We start from the raw sequence: 26,197 nt of genomic DNA, 5'->3' as shown, positions 1-26,197 counted from the left end.
AAAATATTTTTGTCCACTTGTCCAGTTTTGCCTTTCCCGCGCATTACTGAAGTATAAAACAATAAAAACTCAGTATTATGGAAAGAATGAATTTATTCGCAAAGGGTGGTAATGTATTGAGAGCATTGAATGGTTTCCATTCTTATCTCTCCAAATCAACCATCGATCCCAAACTGCAGCACCTGATCTATATCCGCGTTTCACAGATCAACGGATGTGCATTTTGCCTCGATATGCATACGAAGGACCTGCGTGTAATGGGTGAAACAGAGCAAAGGATGCTGATGCTGGGCGCCTGGCATGATGCCACTAAACTTTATACACCAAGGGAGCGCGCAGCCCTGGCCTGGGCCGAAGCTGTGACGTTGATCGCGAAAGGCCCTGTTTCGGATGCGGTATATGCTGAAGCAACTGCGCAATTCACGGAACAGGAAATGGCTGAGCTCACTGTTTGTGTGATTGCCATCAACAGTTACAACCGCCTCAATGTGGCATTCCGGACGCCGGCAGGAGATTATCAACCCGGTCAGTTTGCAAGTGCGCAATAATCGGTCAAAAACAAATAATTTCACTTTTCAATTCCAGTAAAAATGAAAGAGTTCGCGCTGTTGTTCAGACAACCGGATTATGATTACAGTAATGTATCGCCTAAAGATTTTGAAGCCATTACCCGCAAATGGCAGGAATGGATCGGTCACCTTCAATCCAGCGAAAAGATGGTGAACATTGGAACAAGACTGGCCAATGAAGGTAAGGTGCTGCGCGCAGGCGGTGTGATCACAGATGGTCCTTTTGTTGAGATCAGGGAAAGGCTTGGCAGCTTTATCATTGTGAGAGCAGCGGACCTGGAAGAAGCCACTACGCTGGCGCATGGTTGTCCTGCCCTGGATGCAGGAGGTAGTGTAGAGATCCGTCCATTATTTGAATATTAAGTGATGCAGCAAAACGGAGATTCATTGAAGCAGTTGTTCCAGCAGGAATTTGCGAAGATGGTGGCTGTGATCAGCAAGCTGTACGGCCTGGAACATATCGAAACAGCAGAAGATATCGTAAGCGATACATTTCTCACCGCATCTGAAAGCTGGGGAACGAAAGGTATGCCTGCCAATCCCTCAGCCTGGCTGTACGCGGTGGCCAAACAGAAAACACTCTACCATTTCAGAAGGAAAAAATTATACGATCAGAAAGTAGCGCCTGCTATCCGTAATGCACAACCGGAAATGGATGCTGCAGAACCTGACTTCTCTCCACAACATATCCGCGATAGCCAGTTGCAGATGCTTTTTGCCATCTGCAACCCGGCTATTGCTGCCGAAGCGCAGATCGGCCTGGCCCTGCGCATACTTTGCGGTTTTGGGATCGATGAAATTGCAGAGGCTTTCTTCTCCAACAAGGAAACCATCAATAAGCGGTTGTTCCGAGCCAAAGAAAAATTGCGCACAGAGAATATCCGCATTGAATTCCCGCCCGATTCGGCCTTGCCGGCAAGACTGGAAAATGTACTGCGCATCATTTACCTGTTGTTCAATGAAGGCTATTATTCAAAAACGAACAATAGTGTTCTGCAGCAGGAACTCTGTGTGGAAGCCATCAGACTCTGCCTGATGCTGACGGAATACGAAAAGACCAATCAGGCGGAAACCAGTGCACTGCTTGCTTTGATGTGCTTCCATGCTTCACGGTTCGAAGCGCGCATTACACCGGATGATGTACTGGTACTCTATGAGCAGCAGGATGAGTCCAAATGGGACCAGGGACTTATCAGGCAGGGCATTCATTTCCTGGAGTTATCTGCCCGCGGGGACCGGATCAGCACCTGGCATATCGAAGCGCGTATCGCTTCCTGGCATTGTATAAAGGAAGACTACCCTCAAAAATGGGAGCAGATCCTGCAGTTGTACGACCAATTGCTGGTAATCAATTTTTCTCCCGGCGTAGCGCTCAACAGGGTATATGCATTGTACAAGGCAAAGGGCAGGGATAAAGCTATCAAAGCCGCACTGGAACTGGATTTGCCACAGCATCATTTCTACTGGTTATTGCTTGGTGAATTGCAGTCAGGCATCGATAATGAACAGGCGCAGGTGTGTTTCAAAAAAGCCCTGACGCTGGCTAAGACTATTCCCGAACAACAAGGGATAAGGGAGAAAATGCGGAAATTATCAGAGAAGTAGTTATTCGTTTGTTGATCACTGTTGCAATGCAAACCTGCATTGACTGGTACACGGTTAGTCCAGCTGTTTTTTCTTCAAAGGCGTGGATCGATTACATGTTGACTTGTTTACATGCAGGTCATAAATCAATTTAATCAAGGCGGAAACCCAGGCAATTGCCCCGTCAGGGGAGGGTGGAAAAAAAATATTGCCAAAAAGTGTAGCCATTTCCCGACGTTTATGTAATTTAGTAGCCAAATGACTACCTAATGGAAAAACGCAGAGATGTATTTCAGGCTATTGCAGATCCCACCAGGCGTGGCATCATAGATCTGTTGAGCAGGCAATCCCTGAACCTGAACAGTATTGCGGAACATTTCGATTCCAGCAGGCCCACTATTTCAGAGCATATCAAGATCCTGCATGAATGCGGGCTTGTCTTTATCACCCAAAAAGGGAGGGAAAGGTTATGCGAAGCGAAACTGGAAGGCCTGAACGAAGTAACGGGATGGATTGAAAATGCCCGCAAGTACTGGACTGAAACCCTGGATTCAATGGAGCAATATCTTAATTCAATACAAACAAAAAAAAATGATCATGTTAGCACAAAAAGAAAACAAACCGGCAGCAAAAGAAAATGAGCTGGAGATTGTCCGCATTCTGGATGCGCCGCGTGAGCTGGTGTACCGGTTGTGGACCACAGCAGAACATCTGGAAAAATGGAATGCGCCTCAGGGATGCAGTATTCATTATTCAAAAATAGATGTAAGGCCCGGAGGTGAATTCCTTTCGGTAGTGAAAAATCCAGCTTATCCGGATTGCTGGGTGAAAGGTGTTTATCTTGAATTACAGTCTCCTGAGCGGATTGCCTACACCATGGAAATGTCGGATGAGCAGGGCAATATCAATCTGCCACAGTACCAGAATGCCGACTGGCCGGCGTCCACCATCGTAACGCTCAGATTTGAGGAGCTGCCGGAAAACAGGACCAGGCTCACCTTACGTCAATCCGTTTCCGAAGCGGCGGCTATGCGTAAAGGCGCTTACCAGGGCTGGCTTTCCAGCTTCGATGTAATGGACCAATACCTGGCTGGTATTACAGGGAAAAAATAAGCCGGTCCATTTCTCCGGACCCGCCAGTGACTGTTTTTCGATAGTTCAAATTATCTGGCAGCTGCATTTTCCAGCAGTATCATAATCTCTTTTTATTATTTTTCCGGGCATGCGCCAACGGAATGGCCGGCAATGTTCAGGTCAACCCTGTATCGACCCGGAGTTGTACGATCTTCGTATGTGCCTTACCGCCATTACACGGCATGGTGGCTTCCGGAAGGGCCCGGAAGAGGAAAGGCCATTGCCTGGTATCCGGCAGGAAATCCGGTCCGAACATCAGTTGTGTTCCATTGGTGGCGGGCCGGAATTTCCAGTGAAAACTGAATGACTGCTTTTTGAAAGGGGGGCTTCGATACTGAAAAACAGGAAGAGGCATTCTTTCCGTGTAATAAAATATTCCAGGAAAAATGGTAAATTGGAATAGTGGAATTTCAATACATGGATATCGATTACAAAAGATCGAAAAAAAAACTCATCAGGGATTGTAACCGGCTACTCTTCACATTTGCCATGCTGTTGGTATTCATGCAGGTGTTTTCCAACAGGGCAGCAAAGCACAATGTGACAATGAAGAACGCCGATACGGTGGCTGTTTACAACAGGAGTTCTGTACACAGCACCTTTGGAATTCTGTCTGCGCTGGAGCCTGGCGAATCATTGCAGGTGTGGTACCAGTTTAGCAGTTGTTTCGGTGGCAAAGGATACAAGTTGGACATCATCAGAAAAGGGAACAGTTTTGTAGCAGAACTCTTCCAATGGGAAAAAACCTTGAAGCAAAGCTTACTTAATATTTACTGGCCCGGCCATTTTATGCAATCCGCGCGATTAGATACCTCCGCCCTGATTGCGTTCAGGGAGTTCGAAGCCAACTGGCCAAAATTCAAATCCGGAGGTTGCTCCAGCTCCAGAATCATTTCTTACACAATCAGGAGCAATTACATGAACACAGAGCTCACAGATGGCAGCTGCGAAAATTATGATTTCGACAAACTGCTTAAAAAAATATTTCACAATTAGATTTACTTTTATAGTTTTGCACCGCATTCCTTTATTATTCACACTTAAATCAAAGGAATCATGACAGCATACTCTTCCATATCATCATCTGCAAAAGCTGCCTGAGCGGCACGCGTTTGAATTTCCTTTTTTTATTCTGAAAGTACGTAAAACCCGCTAAGGGCCTGGGTTCTCATTACCTGTTGTCAGGCAGACCCGAGGTCCGGCAATCCGTATAAACAAAAACCGGTTCATCTCATTTTGCAGGAAGCCGGAAATGAAAAGTAGAATCATGGACAAGATAATCATACAGATATCATCCGGCCGTGGCCCTGTGGAATGTTGCAGGGTTGTAACGCGCATCAAAGAAATAATGCTGGTGCAATCGCGCAAGGCCGGATATGGAACAGAACTGCTGGAAGAAACGGCAGGACCTGTGATCGGAACAAACTATTCCATCACATTACAGTTGCAGGGCAGGGAATTTGAAGGATTCATCCGGGAATGGAGCGGGACCATCAAGTGGATCGCACAGAGCCCTTATCGAAAAAACCATAAACGCAAGAACTGGTTTGCAGGTGTAGCGATCTTTGACGTACAGGAATTGCCGCAATGGAATGAACGCGATGTGAAGTTTGAAACTTGCCGCGCATCCGGACCAGGAGGACAGAACGTAAACAAAGTGGAATCTGCCGTACGCGGTACGCATATACCCAGCGGTATCCAGGTGCTGGCGATGGACAACCGTTCGCAATTGCAGAATAAGAAGCTCTGCCTGGAACGGCTCCGCGCCAGGGTAATGGCCTGGCAGATGGAAAAAATGATCCAGGAACAGCAGTGCCGCTGGCAACTGCACAATGTGCTGGAAAGAGGTAATGAAGTGAAAACGATCACAGATACATTGTGAGCAGCAGCATTTCATTTTTCCTGAAAACAAAAGCCGGATTGAATATCAATAGTATTTCAATCCGGCTTTGTCTATTCCCTGGCAGCATAATTGTGCCGTGTATCAAAAACTAAACATGCAGGGCTAAACCTATTTTCCCTGAACAAATTTCGGCCAACATTGTTGTTGGCGGAACGCATATCCATAACCTGGGCTGAAAGTCCCTCCGGCAGGCATTTTTGCTGCTTACAACCCAATAAAAATATTTATTTGGATAAAATATACCGATTGGTATAATTTTGCGGGGACATTGCATATCATGACAAAAAGTGAACAAACAAAAGCTTTCATCATCGAGACCACTGCGCCCCTTTTCAACAAGAAAGGCTATGCCGGTACTTCACTGTCTGATATCACAAATGCCACACATCTTACCAAAGGCTGTATCTATGGAATCTTCGCCAATAAAGATGCAGTGGCGCTGGCGGCTTTCGATTATAACCTGAACAAGATGAATTCCATTTTTCAAAGCGAAATGGAAAAATGTAATACGGCCAAAGAGAAACTGATGGTCTATGGAAAAGTATACGCAAATTTTAAAGATTATCCTTTTCCATCCGGTGGTTGCCCCATTCTCAATACAGCCACCGAGTCGGACGATACACATCCGGAATTGAGAAAGAGAGTAAGGGCAGCGCTCAATGCCTGGAAAAAAAATCTGACCAGGCTGGTAGAAGAAGGCATTCAGGCAAGAGAGTTCAGCAAACGCACCAACCCGGAGCAGGTGGCCCTCACCATTATCGCCATCATTGAAGGTGGCATGATGATAGCGGGGATCCTCAATAAGCCGGACTACAGGACCAGCATCATGCATTCCATCACAGCATTCATCAATAATTTAGAATAAAATACATCATATCATATGAAAAGGGTAGTTATTACCGGACTGGGAGCTATTACACCACTTGGAAATTCAGTGTCGGAATTCTGGACAAACATCATCGCCGGTAAATCCGGAGCAGGCGCCATCACAAAATTCGACGCCTCCAAATTCAAAACACAATTCGCCTGCGAAGTGAAAGGCTTCATTGCAGAAGAATACATCGAGAAAAAAGAAATCAAAAAATATGACCTGTTCACACAATACGGCATTGCCGCAACAGACCAGGCTATCAAAGATGCAGGTATCGATTTCAGTACCTGGACAGAAACTCAAAGGAACGATGTAGGGGTTATCTGGGCTTCTGGTAATGGTGGTATCGGCACTTTCGAGGAACAGCTCAGGGATTTCCATGCAGGCGATGGCACGCCGCGATTCAATCCTTATTTCATCCCCAAAATGATCGTGGATATCGCAGCGGGCGTGATCTCCATCCGCAATAAACTCTATGGCCCCAACTATTGTACTGTTTCTGCCTGTGCATCTTCCAATACAGCTGTCGTGAATGCATTCGATACCATCAGGTTGGGCAGGGCCAGGATGATGATCACCGGTGGTTCCGAAGCTGCCATCACGCCAAGTGCCATAGGTGGTTTCAATGCAGCGCAGGCATTGTCTAAAAGAAATGATGATCCGCAGACGGCTTCCCGTCCTTTCGATAAAGAGCGCGATGGCTTTGTAATAGGGGAAGGCGCTGGTGCGTTAGTGTTAGAAGAACTGGAACATGCTGTAGCACGCGGCGCACGCATCTATGCCGAGATCGTTGCAGGGGGAATGGCGGCAGATGCCTATCATTTGACCGGCACTGCTCCAGATGGCTACGGCGCAGGCGTAGGAATGGAATACGCTTTCAGGGAAGCAGGCATCGAACCTTCTGCCATCGACTATGTGAATACGCATGCTACTTCAACAGGTCTTGGAGACGTAAGTGAAATGATCGCTATTCAGCGTGTGTTGAAAGGCCACCCCGCCGTGATCAGCGCTACCAAGTCTATGACAGGCCACCTGCTGGGTGCGGCCGGAGCTATCGAAAGTATCATCAGCATCCTGTCTATCAGGGATAGTATCGTTCCTGCCACCATCAATACTACCGTTATCGATGAGGAGATCCCGCAGGACCTGAATATCCTGCTTGGTAAAGCAAAACCAATGGAAGTGAATTATGTGCTGAACAATACTTTCGGGTTTGGAGGACATACTGCCACTACCATTTTCAAAAAGTTCAACGCTTAGGAATACCGGACCCGCGTGGAGTCAGTATTCTTCAAATAGCTTTCATGCCAACGATATTTCGTAAATTATGTGATCTTTCATAAATAATCCATCGGACTATGGTTGAGAACAAAGAACTGAGCATACGGATAAGACAATTGACAGTTGATGATTTTGATGAAGTGGTAGCCATGCAACTGGCCGCTTTCCCATTAATGAAGCCATGGAAAAAAGAACAATGGGAACAATGCGTTACCACTTTTCCTGAAGGACAGATCGGAGTGATACTGAACGAAGACCTGGTGGCTTCCTCCAGCTCACTTATATTGAATTTCGATGAATTCTCCATCAATCATTCCTGGTCAGAGATCACAGGTAATGGAACATTGAGCACACATAACCCGCTTGGGGACACGCTTTATGGCATCGAGATCATGGTTGATCCTGAATACCGGAATATGAAGCTGGCCAGGAGATTGTACGAAGCCAGGAAAAAGCTGGCCCGCGAAATGAACCTCAAGCGCATCGTGGTGGGAGGGCGGCTTCCCAATTATCATCTCTATGCAAATGAAATGGATATCCGGGAATATGTACAGAATGTAATGGACAAAAAGATATTCGACCCTGTGCTTACCACTCAGTTGTCCAATGGTTTTACCCTGAAACGGATCATCAAGGATTACTTGCCGGGAGATAAGGAAAGCGGTGGATTTGCCACTTTCATGGAATGGGTGAACCTGGATTACCAGGCGGAAGGAGAACAACAATTCAACACTTATGTGCGCGTCTGCGCCGTGCAGTATATGATGCGGATGGTGAACAGCTTCGAGGAATTTGCGCAGCATTGCGAATATTTTATCGATGTGGCAGCTGATTACAAAAGTGATTTTGTATTGTTCCCGGAAATGCTAACTATGCAATTGCTTTCCTTTCTGCCGAACAAAAGACCCGGTACGGCCGTCCGGCAATTGTCTGCCTTCACCACTCAATACATCGAATTCTTCCGCCAGATGGCCATTAAATACAATACAAATATTATCGCAGGATCTCACCTGCAAACGGAAGAAGACGAAGAACTGTACAATATTTCTTACCTGTTCCGTAGAGACGGAAGCTTCGATAAGCAATACAAACTTCATATCACGCCGCATGAATTAAAATGGTGGGGCGTGAAACCCGGCGATAAAGTGGAAGTATTTGATACGGATTGTGGTAAGATCGCGATTTCCATTTGTTACGATGTTGAATTCCCTGAGCTGTGCAGGATCGCTACCAGCAAAGGAGCTCAGATCATTTTTGTTCCCTTCAATACGGATGACCGGAGAGCGTATAACCGTGTTCGTTATTGTGCACAGGCAAGGGCCGTGGAAAACCAGGTATACGTGGTACTGGCGGGCGCCGTGGGTAATCTGCCGCAGGTTGATAATTTGGATATCCAGTATGCCCAGAGCGCTATCCTTACTCCATCAGATGTGGAATTCCACCGGGAAGCCATTGCTGCGGAAGCCGAGCCCGGCGATGAAACGCTGATCTACCAGGACCTCGACATGAACCTGATCAAACGCAACAAACTGGCAGGGAATGTACGCACCTGGTTCGATCGCCGTGATGACCTTTACAGGATCCACTATTTTGAAGATGGTAAGGAAAAGTTACTTTGATCATCGATGCTGCTAAATGCTACCATCTTGGAATTCCTGGGAGCCCATACGCTCGCCTCCGGCGAGTGAGCTTTATTCAGTCGCCTCTGGCGATGCGGTGTTCGCCGGAGGCGAACAAATACAAGTCACTCGCCGGGAGGCGAGCGACTGCCAGCTCTCTGACCTTTTTAGTCAGCCCCGGTATTACTGGCCGTGACGCCGCCACTGTTTTTCCCGGATAAGAATAAACGACGACCAAAAACTGCGATTGGGACCGCAATAGTGTGTATTCGAACTCTGAAACCGGCGATTGACACCAGCTATAACAATTCATGTGCAACGGAAGATTTGATTCAAGGGTCAGATCATAAAACCTGTGAGCATATGAAACTTTCCATTTTCCTGCTCTGTGCTTCCGCACTCAGCGTTGCAGCCTGTAAAAAGAGCAAACATGATTCCGGTCAACTTTCGGGACTCTATACAGAAGTAACGCCTGTAGCAGGCAATACAACTTTACATTTCATCTCCGGCGGACGAATGGTGAGGGGGGAGTCCGGCAGCAGTTTCAAAGACACTTCACTGGTTACTTTCCCGGAGAACAAGATCAGGCTTAGATCCCAGAGAGGTGAATATCCGGACATCACACTGGACTTCATGATCATTGATGGCAATACGATCAAGATCGAGTACTTCGGGCCCATGATCCCGGAATCGCCGAAATCATACATGGTACTCCGTAAGTGATCAATAAAAAGCCACAGCAAGTTGCTGCGGCTTCCAGGTTTCTATTTGTGTATTATTATCCTTTTATCTTTCTCGAGTTGAACCAGGGGATCAATGCCAGCACCAGGATAACCGTGGCAATCCCTGAAACCATTCCGGATGCTTTGGAGGTAAGCGCGCTCAGCACAAACAGCAACACGGCGGTGAAAGCCAGTGAGAAAGCAATGATGCGTAAGCCGAATTTGTTTTGTCTTCTCACGGCACTCAGCTCTTCTTCGCTGACGGCAACAGCTTCCTGTTTCCTACGCAGTTTTCGTTGCTGCATGTCTGCATATTCAGTACTGACGGAGCCTTTGGAAGCAGCGTAGAGCTCATAGAGCACCAGCAGGATTGCGGGTAAGAGAACGCCGAGCAGCATTTCATTGCCCCTGCTCAGTTTATAATCGATCACAAATGGAAGGATCATTTTGAAGAGAAGGTTCACCAGCAAGCTTACGATCGTAATTAGCAGTGTAGCCTTTCCCGTTAGTCTTTTTGAGAACAGCGCCCAGATAGGCGGGGCCAGCAACGGGCCTCCGGTAATGGCGCCGATGCTCAGCGTGAATTCCACAATTCCACCGATATAAGGAACTATCAGTGCTATGGCGATCATTCCGAATCCGAATAGCCAGGAAGAAGTGCGTGCCACTTTCATCAGTTTTTTGTCGGATGCGTTGGGATTGATACTGCCTTTATAGATGTCGTTGGTGAATACTGCCGATACTACGTTCAGTGCAGTATTCGCAGATGCAGAAGTGGAAAAATACATTCCTGTAAGTATCAGCCCCATAAGACCTGCAGGTAATACCTGCTTGCATACCATCAGGTAGGCGTTCTCCGTTTCCAGTCCTGTGAGGGTTGGGTTGATGGTTTGGTAAACCATTGGCGGCAGCATCCACAGGATCGGGCTGATCAGGTAAAGTGCAGCAAACAGGAAAGCCACTTTGCCGGCGGATTTCGGGGTATCTACACTGGTGTATCGTTGTACAAAAGTCCAGTTCCCTCCTATATAGAAAATATGATAGATCGCAAAGGCGGCGATGAATCCCCAGGTGTATTCGCCATTCACCACATCGAAGAACCCTTCCGGTTTCTTTGCCATGAAATTGCTGAAGCCACCAGCTTCCTGGAATACGAGAGGAATGATCAGCAGCACAGCAGCCGTGAGGATCACAAATTGCAGGATATCTGTTACCATTACAGCCCACAATCCACCAACGGCCGTATAAGCGATCATGAGAATGCCCAGTACAACTGTTACGGGCACCAGTGGAAAATCGAGTGATGACCCTACCAGTCTCGCAACGGAATACAGCACAGAACCTTTGATGAATAAAGACACCAGCATGAAAATATAGATATAGGATTTCTGCACTTTCTCTCCCAGTCGCTCCCTGATGAATTCGGCAGCGGTAAGATTGCCTGTTGCTTTCCATTTGGGCGCGAGAAAAACACCTGTGATCAGTCCGCCGATACACATCGTCCACTGAATGGTAATAGCCACCCAGCCATACTTGTAGGCGATGGAACCCCAGGCCACAAAAGTACCTGCGGAGAAGAAGCTCATGAAGAGGCTCAGCCCCCCGATACTCCAGGGAACGGCTTCACCACCGGCAAAGAACGACTTCAGATTGCGGCCGGTACCGGAAAACGAGAAACCCACCAGCATGATAAAAACGGAAAAGATCACTATTACGGAAGCATCGATGGCTGAATTCATGTTGCTAATTTAGGCGATTGAATGGCTAATAACATCTCACGGAAAAAATTGCGGCAGGCACATCAGCTGAAGGATGTTCCACTTCAATGGTGAGGCTGCTGGTAGATACCGGTTGTGTTAACCTGATATTGTTCACTGTTTGATAATTCTCTTTTTGTTGATGTACAATGTTTCCCTGATCGTCTTTCACTATATAGTTTCTCACACAGAAAGGCATCACATCTTCCGGATGCCCCATCAGTACAGTTTCCATCGGATGATCATAGTCTGTATCGAATAACAGATCGATAGTGGAAATTTGTTTTTTCTCTTTCCATCTGATGGTCAGGTGCGGATTGGGATCATTGAAATCTGCTACCCAGGCATTGGGGGATGATACCGGCCTGTCTAAACCATTGGCAATATTGCCGGCGCGGAAGAGATCGATTCCGGAAAGATATTTAAACGCGATATTCTCTCCATCAGGTCTTCTTTTGGGGCACCAGAATTCGAATGTATCCACACCCAGGTCCTCAGGCGGCGTTTGTTTTCCAAAATTCGATACTGCCTTGTTGATGGAATTGAAAACGGACAATACACCTGTTACACGTTTAGTGGAAAAATGTAATTGTATGTCCGGGTTTTTCAGGAAGGTCACAAATGCATAAGCTTGTTCTTCCATCACTGCATCGAAGCTGAGATGGATACAGTTTTTCCCGGGATGGATGGGAATTGTTTTCTTTTCAAGCGTTACATCGGGGGTGTGGTTGTATGGTTTGCTGCTGATGCGCAATTCCACTTCCAGTTGAGTGGCTGAATTTCCCTCAGCATGGAAAATGAAATCCTGTACTTTTCCTGCTTTGAGTGGAACCATCTGTGCCGCTGCCGTTTCCAGGCTTTTCAACAGTTTGGATTCAGGAAGTTCCTTCAGCACCAGTTCGCTGGAAGCCGTAATGGAAGCTTGTTTCACCAGGTCTTTTTTATCGTTCAGGAGCAGCCCGGGAATATGGTGGCCGGTCTTCAGTAATTCGGTTTGCAATGCCCCTATATGTTGCCGGTGATAGATTTCTGCCGGAAGTATTTTCTTATCCAGGCAAATAACTGCCGCCATTGCAACCGCCTGTGCAGCATGTGCAGCGGTAGCCATAACGCGCGAAGAACCGAATGCCACATGCGTTGCGCTGATGATCCTTCCGGCGAGGAAAAGGTTTTTGATATTCCTGCTGTAAAGCGAGCGGTAAGGGATCTGGTAGAGCCCCTTGCCATGCCATTGATTACAGCCGGGTTTTTCACTGAAAACGCCATCGGCAGGATGGAGATCGATGCTCCAGCCACCGAATGCTACTGCATCTTCATGGAAGCGTTGCTCCACAATGTCCTGCTGCTTCAGCATATACTCACCTTCGAAGCGGCGGCTTTCTCTTTTTCCGGGGATAGTTCCCACCCATTCGAGCGTAAGGTTTTCCGCTTCAGGAAAATTACCGGAATTCTTTATATAGTTCCAGGCGCCGTATGCCACTTTCCATAATTCCCATTTTATCTTTTCGGTATCGTGTACAGTATCCAGGCGGCCGCCATATTCCAGCCACCAGAGCTTACAACCGTATTCTCGTGTATTGAAATTTTTGAATCTTGGAATTGTGGTAATGTCCTGTAATGCATAGGAGGGGGGGACAAATTTTACAGGCCTGCCCACATCCTTGCTGTAGAAATAGAGGCTATGCCCCAGCAGTTCTCCGTATTCTTTCGATGGCGCGAATTTCTCACCGAACTCATCTTTGCTTTCTGCGCCCATTCTGAAGGCAGCGCCTGCAAGAAATCCAACGATGCCGTCTCCTGATGCATCCACAAAGAGTGGGGCCTTTACAATGTACTCAGTGGAATTCTGGCTGCAAAAGGCTTTCACGGCACTGATCTCATTGGCGGCGGACTTTTCAAGATGATATACTACTGTGTTAAGCAGGAGCGTGATATTGGGTTCAGACTTTACCATATCAAGCATCACTGTGTCAAAAATGAGGGGATTGCCTTCTTTGTTGCGGTACATATTTTCCACCATCAGTTCATCCACCACACCGCCTTCGCGGGCCCACCTGTTGTTATTGCCCATATGCGAGGTTGCCCCGAGCATCCACAACCGGACTTCGCTGCTGGCATTACCGCCGAGCACCGGCCTGTCTTGCAGCAACACCACTTTTACGCCTTTCCGGGCCGCTGTGATGGCTGCGCAAACGCCGGACACGCCGCCGCCTACTATCACCAGCTCTGTTTCCAGTTGTTCTAAAGCCAGTGCTCTCTTTTCTCCACCTTCGCTAAAAATCATATTTCTATTTTTTTCGGTTATTCTTTTAAGTGTTATCTGATCTATTGGATACGAACCGTCTTTCTTAACCTGATGTCCTCTGCCGAAGCAGCCACAATGATCTCATATTCGCCTGCATCGTGCACAAATCCATGTTTCTCCGTACTGTAATACTGGAATGCAGTAGCATCCAGCGTGAGACTGATCGTTTTCTTATCTCCTTTTTTCAGGAATGTTTTGGAGAATGCTTTCAGCTCCTTATAGGGACGCGGGACTTTTGCATTCAATGGCCTTACATATACCTGCGCTACTTCAGCGCCATCGGCTTTTCCTGTATTGGTAAGGGTGAACTGCACCTGTACCCTGGGGTTAGAGGCGGCATCATCATTTTTTACAAGCAGTCCATTGTATTTGAAACGGGTATAAGAGAGGCCGAAACCGAATGGGAACATTGGTTTCACCGGGCCGCGGTCGTAGTGACGATAGCCCATGAAAATCCCTTCCTTATAAGCCACTCGTTTGGTATTGGCAGGATCATAGTAGTAGTTGAACGCAGGATTGTCTTCCCATTTTTTCTCGAAGCTTACAGGTAGTTTGCCACTGGGATTTGTTTTCCCGAACAGGATCTCTGCGATGGCGGTGCCGCCTTCCTGTCCGGCATACCAGGTATGCACAAGCGCAGGGATCTTTGAAATCCATTTTTGCATGTCCACATTTCCACCGGCATTCAGCAGTACGATGGTATTGGGATTTGCTTTGGCGATAGATTGAATGAGACTGTCCTGGAATTGAGGGAGGGCGAATGTTCTGTCGTTGCTTTCGCGTTCACTGCTTTCATTGAATCCGATGCATACGATGGCGGCATCCGCTCCTGATGCTGCACTGATGGCGTCTTCAAAGAGCAGTTTATCCTCTCTCCATGCAAAGCTGATATCCACAGGATGCACGTTGGCAAAGTATTCCAGACGGACCTTGTATTCTTTTCCCGCTTCTAGTTGTACAACAGCTTCACGGGTGGTGATGCCCTGGTCTCTCCATTCGTTGATCACGAGCGCGGTATCTACATAAAGCCTGAAGCCGTCGAATCCGCGAACGGTGAAACGGTAGCCGCTTGTTTTGCCGGGGCGCACCACGCCGGTCCAGCGCATGGAGCAATGATCGAAAGGAATACCCTGGTTTTCCGCCGCGATATGCCAGCCATTGTTGATGCTGACGATGGAGTCAACAACAGTTTTTGCAGGTGTACCGCTCAGTCTGATATTGCTGAAGTATTCGCCTTTCAGTCCTTTTGTTTTGCTGCCAGGCCCAGTATAGAAAACGGATTGCGCCACCATATCCGGCAGGGTGGGCAGGCCGGGGGCGTAAATCGTTTTTACATTTTTCTCTAATTGCTGAATTCCCTGTAATGTAGAAACGGAGTGAAAAGGAAAAGTGTATGAGCTGCCACCCCCTGAAATGTATGCGTTGGCATTGGGGCCGATCACTGCCAGGGTTTTCACTTTTTCACTGTTCAGTGGCAGTACATTTCCTTTGTTCTTCAGCAGTACGATACCTCCCCGGGCCAGTTCCAGTGCGGCTTTGGCTGCATCAGGATTGTCGAGTGGAATATTTTTGTCCAGTTGTACATTATCGAAGAAGCCGAAACGGAAAATGATGCGGAGCATCCTTTTCACTTTATCATCGATGGTGGATTCCTTCACCAGTCCCTGTTGTATAGCCGGGACCAGTTTCTCTTTTGTCATGAAACGTGCGCGTGGCATTTCCAGGTCCAGGCCACCATTGGCGGCGCCAACTGCGTCGTAGGTGGAAGACCAGTCGCTCATCACAAAACCATCGAAGCCCCACATATCCCTCAATATTTTATTATTAAGCTCATCATGCTGTGAGGCGTGTACGCCGTTGATGAGGTTATAGCTGTTCATGATGGAGCCTGCTTTGGCTTCCTGTACAGCAGCTTTAAAAGCGGGAAGGTAGATCTCATGCAAAGTGCGCTCATCTATATCGCTGCTCACGTTATGCCTGTCCCATTCCTGGTTGTTGGCTGCATAATGTTTTACAGTAGCAACTACCTTTTCATCCTGCAATCCTTTCACATAAGCAACGGCCATACGTGCATTGAGGAATGGGTCTTCCGTAAAATATTCGAAGTTCCTGCCACCCATGGGAGCGCGGAGGATGTTCATGCCGGGGGCCAGCAATACATGCACGCCACGTGCCCGGGAATCACGCCCTAACTGTTTTCCCAATTCATATACAAGGGCCGTATCCCAGGTGGCCGCTGATAATACGCTGGCAGGGTAGGCGGTGGATTTTCCATCTTTGTGAGTACCTACGGGGCCATCGGTAAGTTTGATCTCAGGCAGTCCCAGTCTTTCGATCCCGCGAATATAAAATCCCTTGTAGCCGCCGATATAATCGATCTTTTCTTCCAGCGTCATCCTGGAAGCCAGGTCATTTACACGCGATTCCACCGGTGCATTTTTATCCTTGTACACTTGTGCATAGGATGCCGTAAAAGACATCAACAGAACAACAGTAGCTATCCGCTTCATTAGATTGTATTTTGAATCCAGTCTTATTATTTGATGATCTCTCCGCGCAGCAGTATCTTACCCAGGTACAATACAGTTCTGTTGTACTTTTCCGGGTTCTCCGTAATATCCCTGAGTTGTTTTTCACCTAATATTTTTTCCTTGTCGGATTTCAGCCCTGAGATGGTGATGGTAACTGTGTGTTCTCCATCTTCCGTTTCAATGAAATCATATTGCCCGCGATAACGGTTATTGCAAAACGAATTGAACAGGTTCAATACATCGGCGCCTGTATTTTCATTGGCTTTGTAAAGTCTGAATCCCCTGCCTGACACTTCCTGCAGCTTCATTTCCTTTCCGTCCACTTTTACTGAAAGTTGTCCAACTTCAGGGCCACCCACATCGAAGATGCCGAACATCGTTCCTTTGAAACGGAAACTGAATGAGCTTCCTGGTTTTTCTCCTTCCATCACGTAAGGGAACCAGGAGTTGAATTGTTTCAGTGCTGAATGTCCTTCCGTTTTTATCTTCTTCCATCCTTTGCTGAATCTGGCAACTTCAAGCGGGTCAAGCATTTTAGCGTCTTCCCAGTTGCCGGGGATCAGCGCAGCAGGCAGTACATGGTTAAATGCCGTTGCATTGTTAGCGAGTTTTGTAAAGCTTCTTGCAATAGCTGCAGCATAGAGATTACCACCTTCGGTGAAGGGGTGGATACCATCACCGGAGAAAACTATTTTGTCCTGAATTGCCTTTGCATCTCCTTTCCATACCAGTTTATTTTCAGCTTCCAGCATGGCTGCTTCGATGCCCAGGTGAATGGAGGGGATACGATAGTGATCAGCAATTTTTTCCAGCCTCTGCAGGTTTTGGGGTATTGCTCCGGGTTGGAGATATACTTTTGCCTGCGGGTTGAGTACAGTATAGATCAGGCAAATATCCGTTTCGGGATTGTTTCGGATGATCTGGCGAATGATGCCTTCCATGCCTGCTTCATAACCGCCATTCACGGCAAACTCTACAAAAACCAGGTCAGGATCGTGTTTCAGGATCTGTTCGCCAATGCGGCAAGCGCCCAGGTCTGTTCCGGTTCCGGAAACGCCTGCATTCATCCATTTAAAATTAGCCTGCGGAAACTTCGATTGTATGAACTGTGAGGTCTGGATGCGATAGCCGTACAATGCCTGTGTGATGCTGCCGCCGATAAAACCAACAGTAACGGTTTTGCCGGCATTGATCTTTGCAAAGAAATTGGGCAGTCCGTTACGGGCGCTCAGTTCGCGCGCATCATGGAATGCGCTAACTGCAATGCCGGGGATCTTTTGTGCAAACGGATCAAAGAACAATGGAGATGCACCAGCCTGTGAGGCTGCAATCTTTGCACGGTCAGCATCGGATTGACCAAGGGTACAGACACATCCCATTGTAAGGATCAGGGTTAAAATAAACAGGGAACGGATCATGGTCTTTTTACTTTGGATGAATGAATCAGTTTCCTTCCAGCATTACCGTTTCTTCACGCACCTTACCATCGCTGGTCTGCAACTTTATTTTCAGTTCCATTTTTTCATTTGTGCCCATCTTTGGAATGCTCCACTCGAAAGGGTAGGTATTTTTTGTGATGGTTTGTTGCCGGGTTGTAACGCTCACAACAGCGCCATCGATGGGAGCGGTTTCCAGGAATCCATAAATGGAATCCCATCCGAATGGAGAGCGGATCCTGAACATGAACAGCCTGCCCCAGGGCTCACCCAGTTCTATCACTTTCATTCCATTTTTGATGGCTGGAATCTCAGTCTCAGTGCTGGTTTCGGCCAGCGGGAAACTCACTACTGTGATTCCTTTACCGGCAACGGTCAGTGGCAGTTCAAGATCATTCAATACAGCCTTTGCAGGTTTCGATTTTTCGTTTGTATATACTGCAGCAGGTGCATTGGCGGCAACGCCTGCCTCTTTTCCAATTTTCAATGTTACAGGCAAAGTGTTCGCTGATTCACTCAGCAGGGCCACCCAGAATTTGTCTTTGGATACTCCCGTGATATAATTGATCTCCGGAGTATTCACAGCCACCAGTCCGCGTTTCATCCGGAGACGAACATTCTTGTCGTTGTACATGGTCCCTGCTGCGGCGCCATAATGCCTGTTGGTGAACCACACAAATCCATCCTGCTGGCTATATGGAAAACTGATCCTGTTATTGGAACGCTGCACAGCTTCCGTGATCAGGTAATCCCAGCTGAACGAAAGATGGGCAGGAATATGGTGATAATAGATAGAGCTCACATCAGGGCCCTTGTAAGGGAAATCGGCTTTCATGGTGATATCGGTAAAGCCAGTTGCATAATAGCCGGGATAATTGGTGAACCTTCCGATCACCGCATTGCGGGCATATGTAAGGAAGATCTCTCTTTTTGTATATTGGTAAAGTCTCAGCAAATGCGGAGCCCAGCTGCTCATGAAGACGGGGCGCACGGATTTACCGGGTTCGAAATAAGTGAATGGTTGCTCAAAACCAAGCCCTACAGGACTTACAAGGCTTTCGGCAACCTGCTTTTCAGGAGCATCTCCTGCCTTGCGCGGGAAACCAAGCCTGTATCGTTTTTCACCTTTCCACCAAAGGGTGGTATTGCCTTCATATTTGTTTCCCGGGTGAATGGTCATAACGGTGTCCCTCACCTGTGGAAGAGACCTGATGCCGGCAATGGTTTGAAACGCGCTTTGCTCGGCGGCTTTCAGGTATTTTTCGTCCTTCGTTTGTTCATAGAGGTCCAGCAGGTTCCACCAGTATGCATAGAACTGCGAATTGTAGAAAGGACCCTTGGTCATCGGCGTAACAGTATTGTTGAATACTGCCGTGTTGAGGAATTTATCGGCGTTGGCAGTGGCGCTGTTCAGCCATTTGTTTTCACTGGTCAGGCGGTATGCTGCAAGTTCCTGCACCCAGGCAGGAATGTTTACGGAGTATCCGCTTGCGCTCCTTAGTTTTCCCTCAGGCAATGCGATATTGTTGATCCAGGGATTGGCGCCTGCAGTGAACTGGTAAAGTCCTTCGTAATAAGCAGTAGTGAATTGCGAGTTGAAAGGATTCAGGAAAAGTGTTTTCCTGGAATTGTTGTAACCGGTTGGCACAACATTCTTTGCCCAACGGTAACCGCTTCTGCTCAATGTATATTCGATCACTGGTAGTGCACGCTTCAGGTAGAAGTCTTCATCGTTCATGATCACGGCTGTAGACAACATTGTGAGGGGAGAAGGATGCACTACTGTAGCGGCAGTTTTGGGATCGGCTTCAATATCGTAGAACCCTTTGAGTTCATCACTCCATCCTGAGGCGGTATCGTTTCTGATAAGATCTATCATATTGAAAACGGCATCCGTGAGTGAGCCCTGCTGCTGCGTTCTGTAATCCTTTACTTTGAAAACCTGTTCAGATACATATTCCATGGTTTTCTGCCAGTCATTGTAAAAGGAACCGATCACAAAACTCTTTTCAATTTTTTGCCCTGCTTTCAATTTTGAATCTTCCAGCCCAAGTACCGGAGCAAATGCAACAGGTTGTACCATGCCTGCTTCGTTCCTGATGGCGAAGCCTATCGGGGATTTTTCTGGCATGCCCCATTCATTTTTCATCATTGCAGGATCTGCACTGATAAAAGTGGACACTAACCCTGTGGCGCCGGATTTTGTTTCTGCAATAGCAAGCGGTTGCTGCATCATGGCTGATGGCAGCATTATTGCGTTTGGAGATAAACGTTTGTACTGGAACATTGGCGGTAACTGGATATTGGTCACTTTATCCGGCGCTATTCCCTGGAATGCCGCCAGGCCGATACTGTAATAACCAGGATTGGCCACGGTAGCTTCCAGTTTCACGGAAATATGCGCGCTGCTCTTTCCGATGGTCCAGATACCGGTGATGGTGGACCCATCACTGGTCACATATTTTACATCGATCCTGTTACTGTTTATCTTTTTTGCTTCAACAGGGATGGCTTCGCTGAGATCGCCGGCCATGAAGGGGTTCAGCAGGTCTTCCGGCTCCTGTAATTCGATTTTCTTTCCATCATGCTCAATATAGCTGATGGCCCTGGAACCATTCCAGGAAGGGAAGAAATTACCGAAAGTGAGTTCAGGACTTTGAGATGAAAGGAGATACACTTTATGGTCCTCATGAAACCTGTTTACACTTTTCCATTCTCCGTTATCATCTACCATTGTTTTTGCAACGATGCTTTTATTGTTGACGCCGCCGGTAGCAAAACTCAGTTTGATCTTGTTGTTTGAAATTTCAGCGATGGTCTTTGAATCTGCAGGGATCAGCAGGTAAGGCGAAACAGCCGGTGGCTTTGCTTCCACCACCTGCATGGCAACGGGTTTCACCCTTAGCTTTGCCAATTGCGGCAAGTCGATATTGTTTGGATCAAAAGTAGCATCGGTTGTGAGCAGAACTGCATCTACGCGCGCAAAGTTCTTACGCGTATCTTTCAATCGGAGCAAGACCTGTTTTTTCTCCAGCGCTACAGTGCCTGTTTTTTCCCAGGCGAATCCTTGTTTACCGTGTTTGCCTGCTTCCTCCATAGGGTGCTCATCCACCAGCAGACGGCTGAGCCGGGTGCCGGGCTTTTCATTGAAATCCATCGCCCGTACCCAAACTGTATATTGTCCTTTTTCTTTTACATCTATCACGGTAAGTGCATCGGCAGCGCCATGTTTTCCACCGAGGACGCGCAACATGGAATTGCCCATGGTGAGCCCGCTCCTTTCTTCAAACCAACCTCCCCTGAACTGGAATGCCTCTGCTTCCACCAGGTAGTTGGCGGATTGGGCAAATAAAGCCTGACAACAAATGACCAACCAAATGAGTACAATATTCTTCTTCATTATCGATAGGTTATGGCAATCACTTTCAAGCCGTAAGGAGGGAGGCTGATGCTCCATTTTCCTGAATTGCTCAATGGGGTTGCGGGTTTATCTGATTGTACGATCGTTCTTACCAGTTTTATCTTTTTTCCATTTATCACTTTTGCAGGATCCAGGGTGATGTTCACTTCCCGGGCTTCATCATCATTGTTCATCACCAGCAGGAACAGTTTTTTCTTTTTGGTATCGATGGCGGCAAAGTAATCTGTATAGGGATCTTCAATGCTGATCATGCCTTCTTTCAGCAGGAGTGATGCATTGCTTCCGTATATTTTTCCATTTGCAAAACCATATGTCTGGTGAGGACCCACTTTAGGTGTAATGAAACCACGTGGGAATTCTACTTTTCCATTAGAGCGCATTTTTACTTCAGACAACAGGTAATCCGTGATCCATCCGATCTGCCACCAGGCATGGTGTGGATAGGGGCCAGCTCCCTTGTTCATCACATCCCAGTAATAGCTGGCAACGGAAGTGGCTGAATCCACAAATGCATCACGGCCAAGTGCAGCCGCCCTGGCCATATTGAGGAAGAGTGAATCTTTGGTGATCGAGAACAGGCGAACGAACATACCTGCATGGCTGGCCAGCAGTATCGGTCCGCGGTGATTGGCGGAACCGATCACGCCGCCATGTTCAAAACTCAGCCCCACCTGGGATATTTCCCAGTCCTGGCGCGGAATGCCATTCACAGTCTTTTGTTCTGTGGTTGGCATCGGGTGCGTATATACGGAAGCGGTATAAATGGTGGCTACATCGATAGCCGCCTTTTTATATTTTTCTTCTTTTGTGATATCGTAAAGATCGAGGAGGGCCTGGGCGCTCTGTCCGGTTGCAAAATCCGGAACGAAGCGGGCATCTCCGCAGGTGCCGAGAAAGCGGCCGCGTTCAACAGCATTGCTGATATACCAGTCTGCTCCGAGCTTTGCAGCCGCGAGATATTTGGGGTCCTTCAGTATTTGATAGGCCACGATCATACCATAGAAGGTAGGACGCAGGTCTTCCACATCCGTGAAGAGTGGCTGATGGGTTTTATTATCGTAAGCTACCTGCCATTGTCCGTTCGGGCCCATCCACTGCAGGAGTTTATCGGCAGAAATTCTGAGTGCCGAATACAGTGCAGTATCTTTCTTTTCAAACAACAATACATTGCCGATATCGCAGAGCATGTAGAATGTGCTGCCTATAGGTTCGGAATAATCGCCCCATTCTTCGGTGAACTTATTCGATTTGTGAAGATAGTATTGACCTGCTGCTGCACCATGGAAGAAACCTGTATCGGTATGTTGCTGCATCAGTTTGAAATTTCTCGCATAGGGGAGACGGGTAGTAAGCAGTGTTTTGTCATCCGTGATCCTGGCCAGCATCCACATGGCGCCATAATCTGCATTCTTCATGGCATCCTTATCTGATCCGTATACGCCGCCCAGGTAGTCCTGCGCACCGATGGTCATGTTCTTGTATTCATCCAGTCTCCAGAGCGATAAGCTGTCGTTCACCAGGTAACGATGCATTCCCAGCAGCCTGCTGGTGAGTGATTGTTTTGTGCGTTTCAATTGCAGGAAATGATTGAACTGGTATACATCATTCACAGCATGTTTGAAAACAGGATACCAGTTCTCAGGCTGTATGCTGTACCGGAAGCGGAACACGATGCTGTCACCGGCATTCAGCCAGGATTTCTTTTCGCCTAAAACCGGATGATATACAGTTGGCATGAGGTCACCATTGCGGTCCATTACTGACAATCCGAGCAGCCAGTCCGAGTTCGTTTTTTCATTTTTAGCCCAGGGATCACGGCCGGTGCCTGGCTCAGGGATCACGGCCAGGGTGATATTTTCGTTGGTGGTCACCATCGGCGCCAGTGTGGAAGCAGTGCGTTCTCTCACTACCACTGGTCTTTCAGGAATGCCCTGTCCGTATGCAAATGCATTGATGAATTTCTTTTCGATGGCATTGCCCTGGAATACTCCGGGAACGGTGGCCCATTTGAAATTGTTTTTATCCAATGCAGCCAAACTGGGACTGGCCATGGAAAAATGACCAGCCTGTTTTGCCTTGATCCTGATTTCCACTTTTACATCATTTGCAAATACAGGATCAAAACACCAGAAGGATGTGATGACCGCTTTTTCATTTTCCTGTGAGAAGAGGAGACCTTTGTCTGATTGAACAGCAGTGGAAGGATAGAACTGGATAGCTTCTCCGGCTGTGTTCAATTCAACAGGGGAAATGGATTGTTTCCAAACGGGAATGAGGTAACGGTAATGAGCCTCCGGGAAAATGATCTCCTGACCTTTTTCATTCAACAGTTTTTCCGGCGTTAGATCCGGTTTTGCCAGCGAGTAGAGCAGGGTATAGGCGCCGCTGACATTCCCGATCTCCTGCCAGCCCTGTGGGCCTGAAACGGCCAGTTTGCTGAGTTTGAAACCGGATGCGTCTTTTGTCCATTGCAGGTCCAGGCGGTTATTCTTCAATGAAAGCTCCTGCCCGTTGGTGAACACAGGAAAAAAAAGGAGCAACAGGATCTGTATTTGCAAAAGACGCATCATAGGTTATGGGGTAATGGTAAGGGTGAGTTCGTTTACTTTTCTATTTTCTCCGTTGTAGCGAACAGCAGAGGTTTCAAATACTACGCGGTATGTGCCGGGAGTGTTGAATACATACTTGTAGCTGTCCAGTGTTTTACTGATATTCTTCAGCGCAATGCCGGCATCGGGTTGTACTGTTTTTGAATCGAAGGCTTTGGTGATCACCCAGTCCTCATTGTCCGGCTGCGTGGCGTTCCCTCCATACATCAGCAGTTGTGCGGAAGTGATGGTCCAGACTGTTGCGGGGTTTTTGATGCTTACTGCTTTCCATCCCGCAGTGCTCATTACAGCCAGGTTAGTGGATGAACCTTCAGGAGTAACATTGTCAGCACTGAAAGTCCTGATCACCCAACGGTTCTGTCCTTCTGTTTTTTGAGTATCTGTATAACGGAATGCTACGTGCATTACGGAATTTTCATCGTTGCCTTCATAGGGTTTGAGACTGATAACACCGGAATTTACCTGGTCGGCGCCGGCTGACCAGGTGGCCAGATGTGAAATATCCGTCCAGGTTGCTTTCTCCAGGTTCTCCTGGTCTGCAATGCCATTGAAGTTGTTAGACACCATCAGTTGCAGGTTCTGCGCGATAACACCGAAGGATACAAAACTTTTGAATTGTATCTGGAGGTCGTTAGGTGCTTTGGTGCGTTTCCTGTATTCATAATTATGTCCGATCTCCCCGGAATAGAAAATGATATTATCAGGATTGCCTGCAAAGTTGAAAGTTACGGTATCACCGGCTTTGTAGGTGTTGGAGCTGGTGGTGATGCTGAGGTTGGGCTCAGGTGTTTTCACCTTTGCACAGCTTGTGATCAGCAGCGTCAGCAATACGATATATGTGATGGTAAATTTCATGATTTTCGTTTTGGGGTTATGCATCAATACCCTTCGTTTTGTTCAATTTTATCGTTAATGGTGAGCTCTGTAATGGGAATGGGGAAGAGCACATTCCTGGCAGTTGTATTGTTGCCTGCGGAGGCTGCGTATTTCCAGGTGCCCGGCGCATTGGCGGTAATATCCGCTGCCAGGTTTTTCATGGTGAATACATAGGAACCCCAGCGGATCAGGTCGTGCTTGCGGATGCCTTCAAAGCAAAGTTCGCGCAGGCGCTCGTTCTGCAATTCCACAAAGAAATCATCTTTGGTCATGCCTGCAGGAATATCCGCATCGGCATCGGCTACATCCACGGGTTTTCCGAATGCCCTTCTTCTCACCATATTGATGGCATCGTAAGCTTCAGGTGTTGGGCCGTTGAATACTTCGTTCTCTGCTTCGGCCTTCATCAGCAGTACATCCGAATAGCGGACCAGCGGGAAGTTGGTGGAATTATACAATCTTGCTTTCGCTTCGCTCTCATATTCCCTGCGCCATTTGCCGGGATTGCGCTCATAGATCTGCGCATTCGTCCAGTTTGTTTTTACAGTGGAGGAGCCGGATGCAACATAACGGTAAGGCGCAATGCTCCAGTCTCTTCTCAAAGTATCTTTTGTTCCAAAAAGGTTGTAGAGTTTTGCCGTGATCTTCATGGCGCCGCCGGAATAACCGATGGCTTCGCTGGGGCACTCGATACCGTTCTCAACGCCTACTGAGCCCGCCAGGTCATAGTTCCCGATCTTGTTGCCGTACATACCCACTTCCCAGAGACATTCCTTGCTATCATTGATATTCCTGGAATGATTGATGAAGATCTGTTTGAAATCAGGATTGAGCGAATGCAATCCTGAACCGATCACTTTATTGGTATATTCCAGTGCATCATTGTATTTGGATACATCCTTCAGCGGTTCACCTGCCATTTTCAGGAAAACCCTTGCCAATACTGCCTGAACAGCGGTTTTGGATATTCTTTCGTTATGCGTGAAATAAGTGATATCGTTCACCAGGGTCTCGGCCTCTTTCATGTCTTTTACTACCTGCGCATATACGTCTGCGAGAGGCGATCTTGGAAGATTGGCATCCAGCGGAGATTTGGTGGAGTAAAGTTTCAGCGGAACAGGACCGTAGAGATCGGCCAGCAAATAATAGAAATAGGCACGAAGGAAAAGCGCTTCACCTTTGATGGCATTGCGTTGCGTTTCGTCCATTTTTGCTTTGTGCACATTTTCCAAAAGCAGGTTGGCGCGGTTGATGGCTTCGTACATACATTCCCAGATCCTGCCGATATCAAGATCGCCGGCATCGAAGACCATTACGCGGATATTGTTGATGGATATATTCCTGAAGAAGGCTTCATCGCTCACCACCAGGTAGCTGAAGAGGCCGCGGGAATACATCCGCTGGTTCTGATCAATCAGGCGGTTGTAAACACCGTTGAGGGCTTTCATCAGGTCAGCCTCATTGTTATAATAATTTTCGGGAGATACGAAGTCAGGGTCTTTGTCCAGTACTTTACTACAGGAACTTGCGAGGGAGGCAGCTATTGTGAGCAGCAAAACAAATCGTTTCATGTCAATCT

At 47.5% G+C, this 26,197-nt stretch carries 20 protein-coding genes; 11 read left to right on the top strand and 9 right to left on the bottom strand.

Annotated features, from left to right (window positions below):
* The first annotated feature begins 77 nt into the window (after nucleotides 1–77).
* The 5 genes from D9Y29_RS04260 (at nucleotide 78) to D9Y29_RS04240 (ending at nucleotide 3,266) form a co-directional block, all read left to right on the top strand.
* Complete coding sequence (locus tag D9Y29_RS04260; RefSeq protein ID WP_206513711.1) at nucleotides 78–548, top strand: carboxymuconolactone decarboxylase family protein; 471 nt, start codon at nucleotides 78–80, stop codon at nucleotides 546–548.
* A 42-nt stretch (nucleotides 549–590) separates the two neighbouring features.
* The gene (locus D9Y29_RS04255; protein WP_127125344.1) at nucleotides 591–932 is read left to right on the top strand and encodes a YciI family protein; all 342 of its coding nucleotides are present in this window, start codon (nucleotides 591–593) and stop codon (nucleotides 930–932) included.
* Nucleotides 933–935: 3 nt separating this feature from the next.
* Nucleotides 936–2,174: an RNA polymerase sigma factor gene (locus tag D9Y29_RS04250; protein ID WP_127125342.1), complete on the top strand. Its 1,239-nt coding sequence runs from the start codon at nucleotides 936–938 to the stop codon at nucleotides 2,172–2,174.
* Nucleotides 2,175–2,422: 248 nt separating this feature from the next.
* A complete protein-coding gene (locus D9Y29_RS04245; RefSeq protein ID WP_127125340.1) occupies nucleotides 2,423–2,794 on the top strand; it encodes an ArsR/SmtB family transcription factor in 372 nt (123 codons plus the stop codon).
* On the top strand, nucleotides 2,751–3,266 hold the full coding sequence (locus D9Y29_RS04240; RefSeq protein WP_164735253.1) for an SRPBCC family protein: 516 nt from the start codon (nucleotides 2,751–2,753) through the stop codon (nucleotides 3,264–3,266). Before D9Y29_RS04245 ends, D9Y29_RS04240 begins: the two co-directional genes overlap by 44 nt.
* A 136-nt stretch (nucleotides 3,267–3,402) precedes the next feature.
* Here D9Y29_RS04240 and D9Y29_RS04235 read toward each other — a convergent pair whose 3' ends face one another.
* The gene (locus D9Y29_RS04235; RefSeq protein WP_127125336.1) at nucleotides 3,403–3,642 is read right to left on the bottom strand and encodes a hypothetical protein; all 240 of its coding nucleotides are present in this window, start codon (nucleotides 3,640–3,642) and stop codon (nucleotides 3,403–3,405) included.
* 47 nt (nucleotides 3,643–3,689) lie between these two features.
* On the opposite strand from D9Y29_RS04235, the gene D9Y29_RS04230 reads away from it, so the two are divergent.
* The 6 genes from D9Y29_RS04230 (at nucleotide 3,690) to D9Y29_RS04205 (ending at nucleotide 9,684) form a co-directional block, all read left to right on the top strand.
* A complete protein-coding gene (locus D9Y29_RS04230) occupies nucleotides 3,690–4,283 on the top strand; it encodes a hypothetical protein (protein WP_127125334.1) in 594 nt (197 codons plus the stop codon).
* A 271-nt stretch (nucleotides 4,284–4,554) separates the two neighbouring features.
* Nucleotides 4,555–5,169 carry a peptide chain release factor H gene (gene prfH, locus D9Y29_RS04225; RefSeq protein WP_127125332.1) on the top strand — a complete coding sequence of 205 codons (615 nt, stop codon included), beginning with the start codon at nucleotides 4,555–4,557 and terminating at the stop codon, nucleotides 5,167–5,169.
* Between the two features lie 298 nt (nucleotides 5,170–5,467).
* Nucleotides 5,468–6,055: a TetR/AcrR family transcriptional regulator gene (locus D9Y29_RS04220; protein WP_127125330.1), complete on the top strand. Its 588-nt coding sequence runs from the start codon at nucleotides 5,468–5,470 to the stop codon at nucleotides 6,053–6,055.
* 15 nt (nucleotides 6,056–6,070) lie between these two features.
* Nucleotides 6,071–7,321: a beta-ketoacyl-ACP synthase II gene (fabF, locus tag D9Y29_RS04215; protein WP_127125328.1), complete on the top strand. Its 1,251-nt coding sequence runs from the start codon at nucleotides 6,071–6,073 to the stop codon at nucleotides 7,319–7,321.
* Between the two features lie 98 nt (nucleotides 7,322–7,419).
* Complete coding sequence (locus D9Y29_RS04210; RefSeq protein WP_127125326.1) at nucleotides 7,420–8,961, top strand: bifunctional GNAT family N-acetyltransferase/carbon-nitrogen hydrolase family protein; 1,542 nt, start codon at nucleotides 7,420–7,422, stop codon at nucleotides 8,959–8,961.
* Between the two features lie 363 nt (nucleotides 8,962–9,324).
* Nucleotides 9,325–9,684, top strand: a complete 360-nt coding sequence (locus D9Y29_RS04205; RefSeq protein ID WP_127125324.1) for a hypothetical protein — start codon at nucleotides 9,325–9,327, stop codon at nucleotides 9,682–9,684.
* 55 nt (nucleotides 9,685–9,739) lie between these two features.
* On the opposite strand, the gene D9Y29_RS04200 is transcribed toward D9Y29_RS04205, so the two are convergent.
* Genes D9Y29_RS04200 through D9Y29_RS04165 form a run of 8 tightly spaced genes read right to left on the bottom strand, consistent with a single transcriptional unit; the run spans nucleotide 9,740 to nucleotide 26,189 of the window.
* Complete coding sequence (locus D9Y29_RS04200) at nucleotides 9,740–11,422, bottom strand: sodium:solute symporter family protein (protein ID WP_127125322.1); 1,683 nt, start codon at nucleotides 11,420–11,422, stop codon at nucleotides 9,740–9,742.
* A gap of 25 nt (nucleotides 11,423–11,447) precedes the next feature.
* Complete coding sequence (locus D9Y29_RS04195; RefSeq protein ID WP_127125320.1) at nucleotides 11,448–13,724, bottom strand: FAD-dependent oxidoreductase; 2,277 nt, start codon at nucleotides 13,722–13,724, stop codon at nucleotides 11,448–11,450.
* Nucleotides 13,725–13,765: 41 nt separating this feature from the next.
* Entirely contained in the window at nucleotides 13,766–16,255 is a 2,490-nt protein-coding gene (locus D9Y29_RS04190) for a beta-glucosidase (RefSeq protein WP_127125318.1), read from the bottom strand.
* A 26-nt stretch (nucleotides 16,256–16,281) separates the two neighbouring features.
* Nucleotides 16,282–17,694 (bottom strand): SGNH/GDSL hydrolase family protein, encoded by a 1,413-nt coding sequence (locus D9Y29_RS04185; RefSeq protein WP_127125316.1) that lies wholly within the window; start codon nucleotides 17,692–17,694, stop codon nucleotides 16,282–16,284.
* A 25-nt stretch (nucleotides 17,695–17,719) separates the two neighbouring features.
* Nucleotides 17,720–21,112: a hypothetical protein gene (locus D9Y29_RS04180; protein WP_127125314.1), complete on the bottom strand. Its 3,393-nt coding sequence runs from the start codon at nucleotides 21,110–21,112 to the stop codon at nucleotides 17,720–17,722.
* Nucleotides 21,112–23,703, bottom strand: coding sequence for a glycoside hydrolase family protein (locus D9Y29_RS04175; protein WP_206513710.1), 2,592 nt, complete (start codon nucleotides 23,701–23,703; stop codon nucleotides 21,112–21,114). Before D9Y29_RS04175 ends, D9Y29_RS04180 begins: the two co-directional genes overlap by 1 nt.
* Before the next feature lie 3 nt (nucleotides 23,704–23,706).
* On the bottom strand, nucleotides 23,707–24,597 hold the full coding sequence (locus D9Y29_RS04170; protein ID WP_164735252.1) for a DUF5017 domain-containing protein: 891 nt from the start codon (nucleotides 24,595–24,597) through the stop codon (nucleotides 23,707–23,709).
* Nucleotides 24,598–24,620: 23 nt separating this feature from the next.
* Nucleotides 24,621–26,189 (bottom strand): RagB/SusD family nutrient uptake outer membrane protein, encoded by a 1,569-nt coding sequence (locus tag D9Y29_RS04165; RefSeq protein ID WP_127125310.1) that lies wholly within the window; start codon nucleotides 26,187–26,189, stop codon nucleotides 24,621–24,623.
* Between the last annotated feature and the right edge of the window lie 8 nt (nucleotides 26,190–26,197).

This window comes from Pseudoflavitalea rhizosphaerae (genome assembly GCF_003991355.1).
GTDB classification, from domain to species: Bacteria; Bacteroidota; Bacteroidia; order Chitinophagales; family Chitinophagaceae; genus Pseudobacter; species Pseudobacter rhizosphaerae.
The sequence above is the reverse complement of the archived record's forward strand: the minus strand, read 5'-3'. Positions and strand labels throughout refer to the sequence as shown.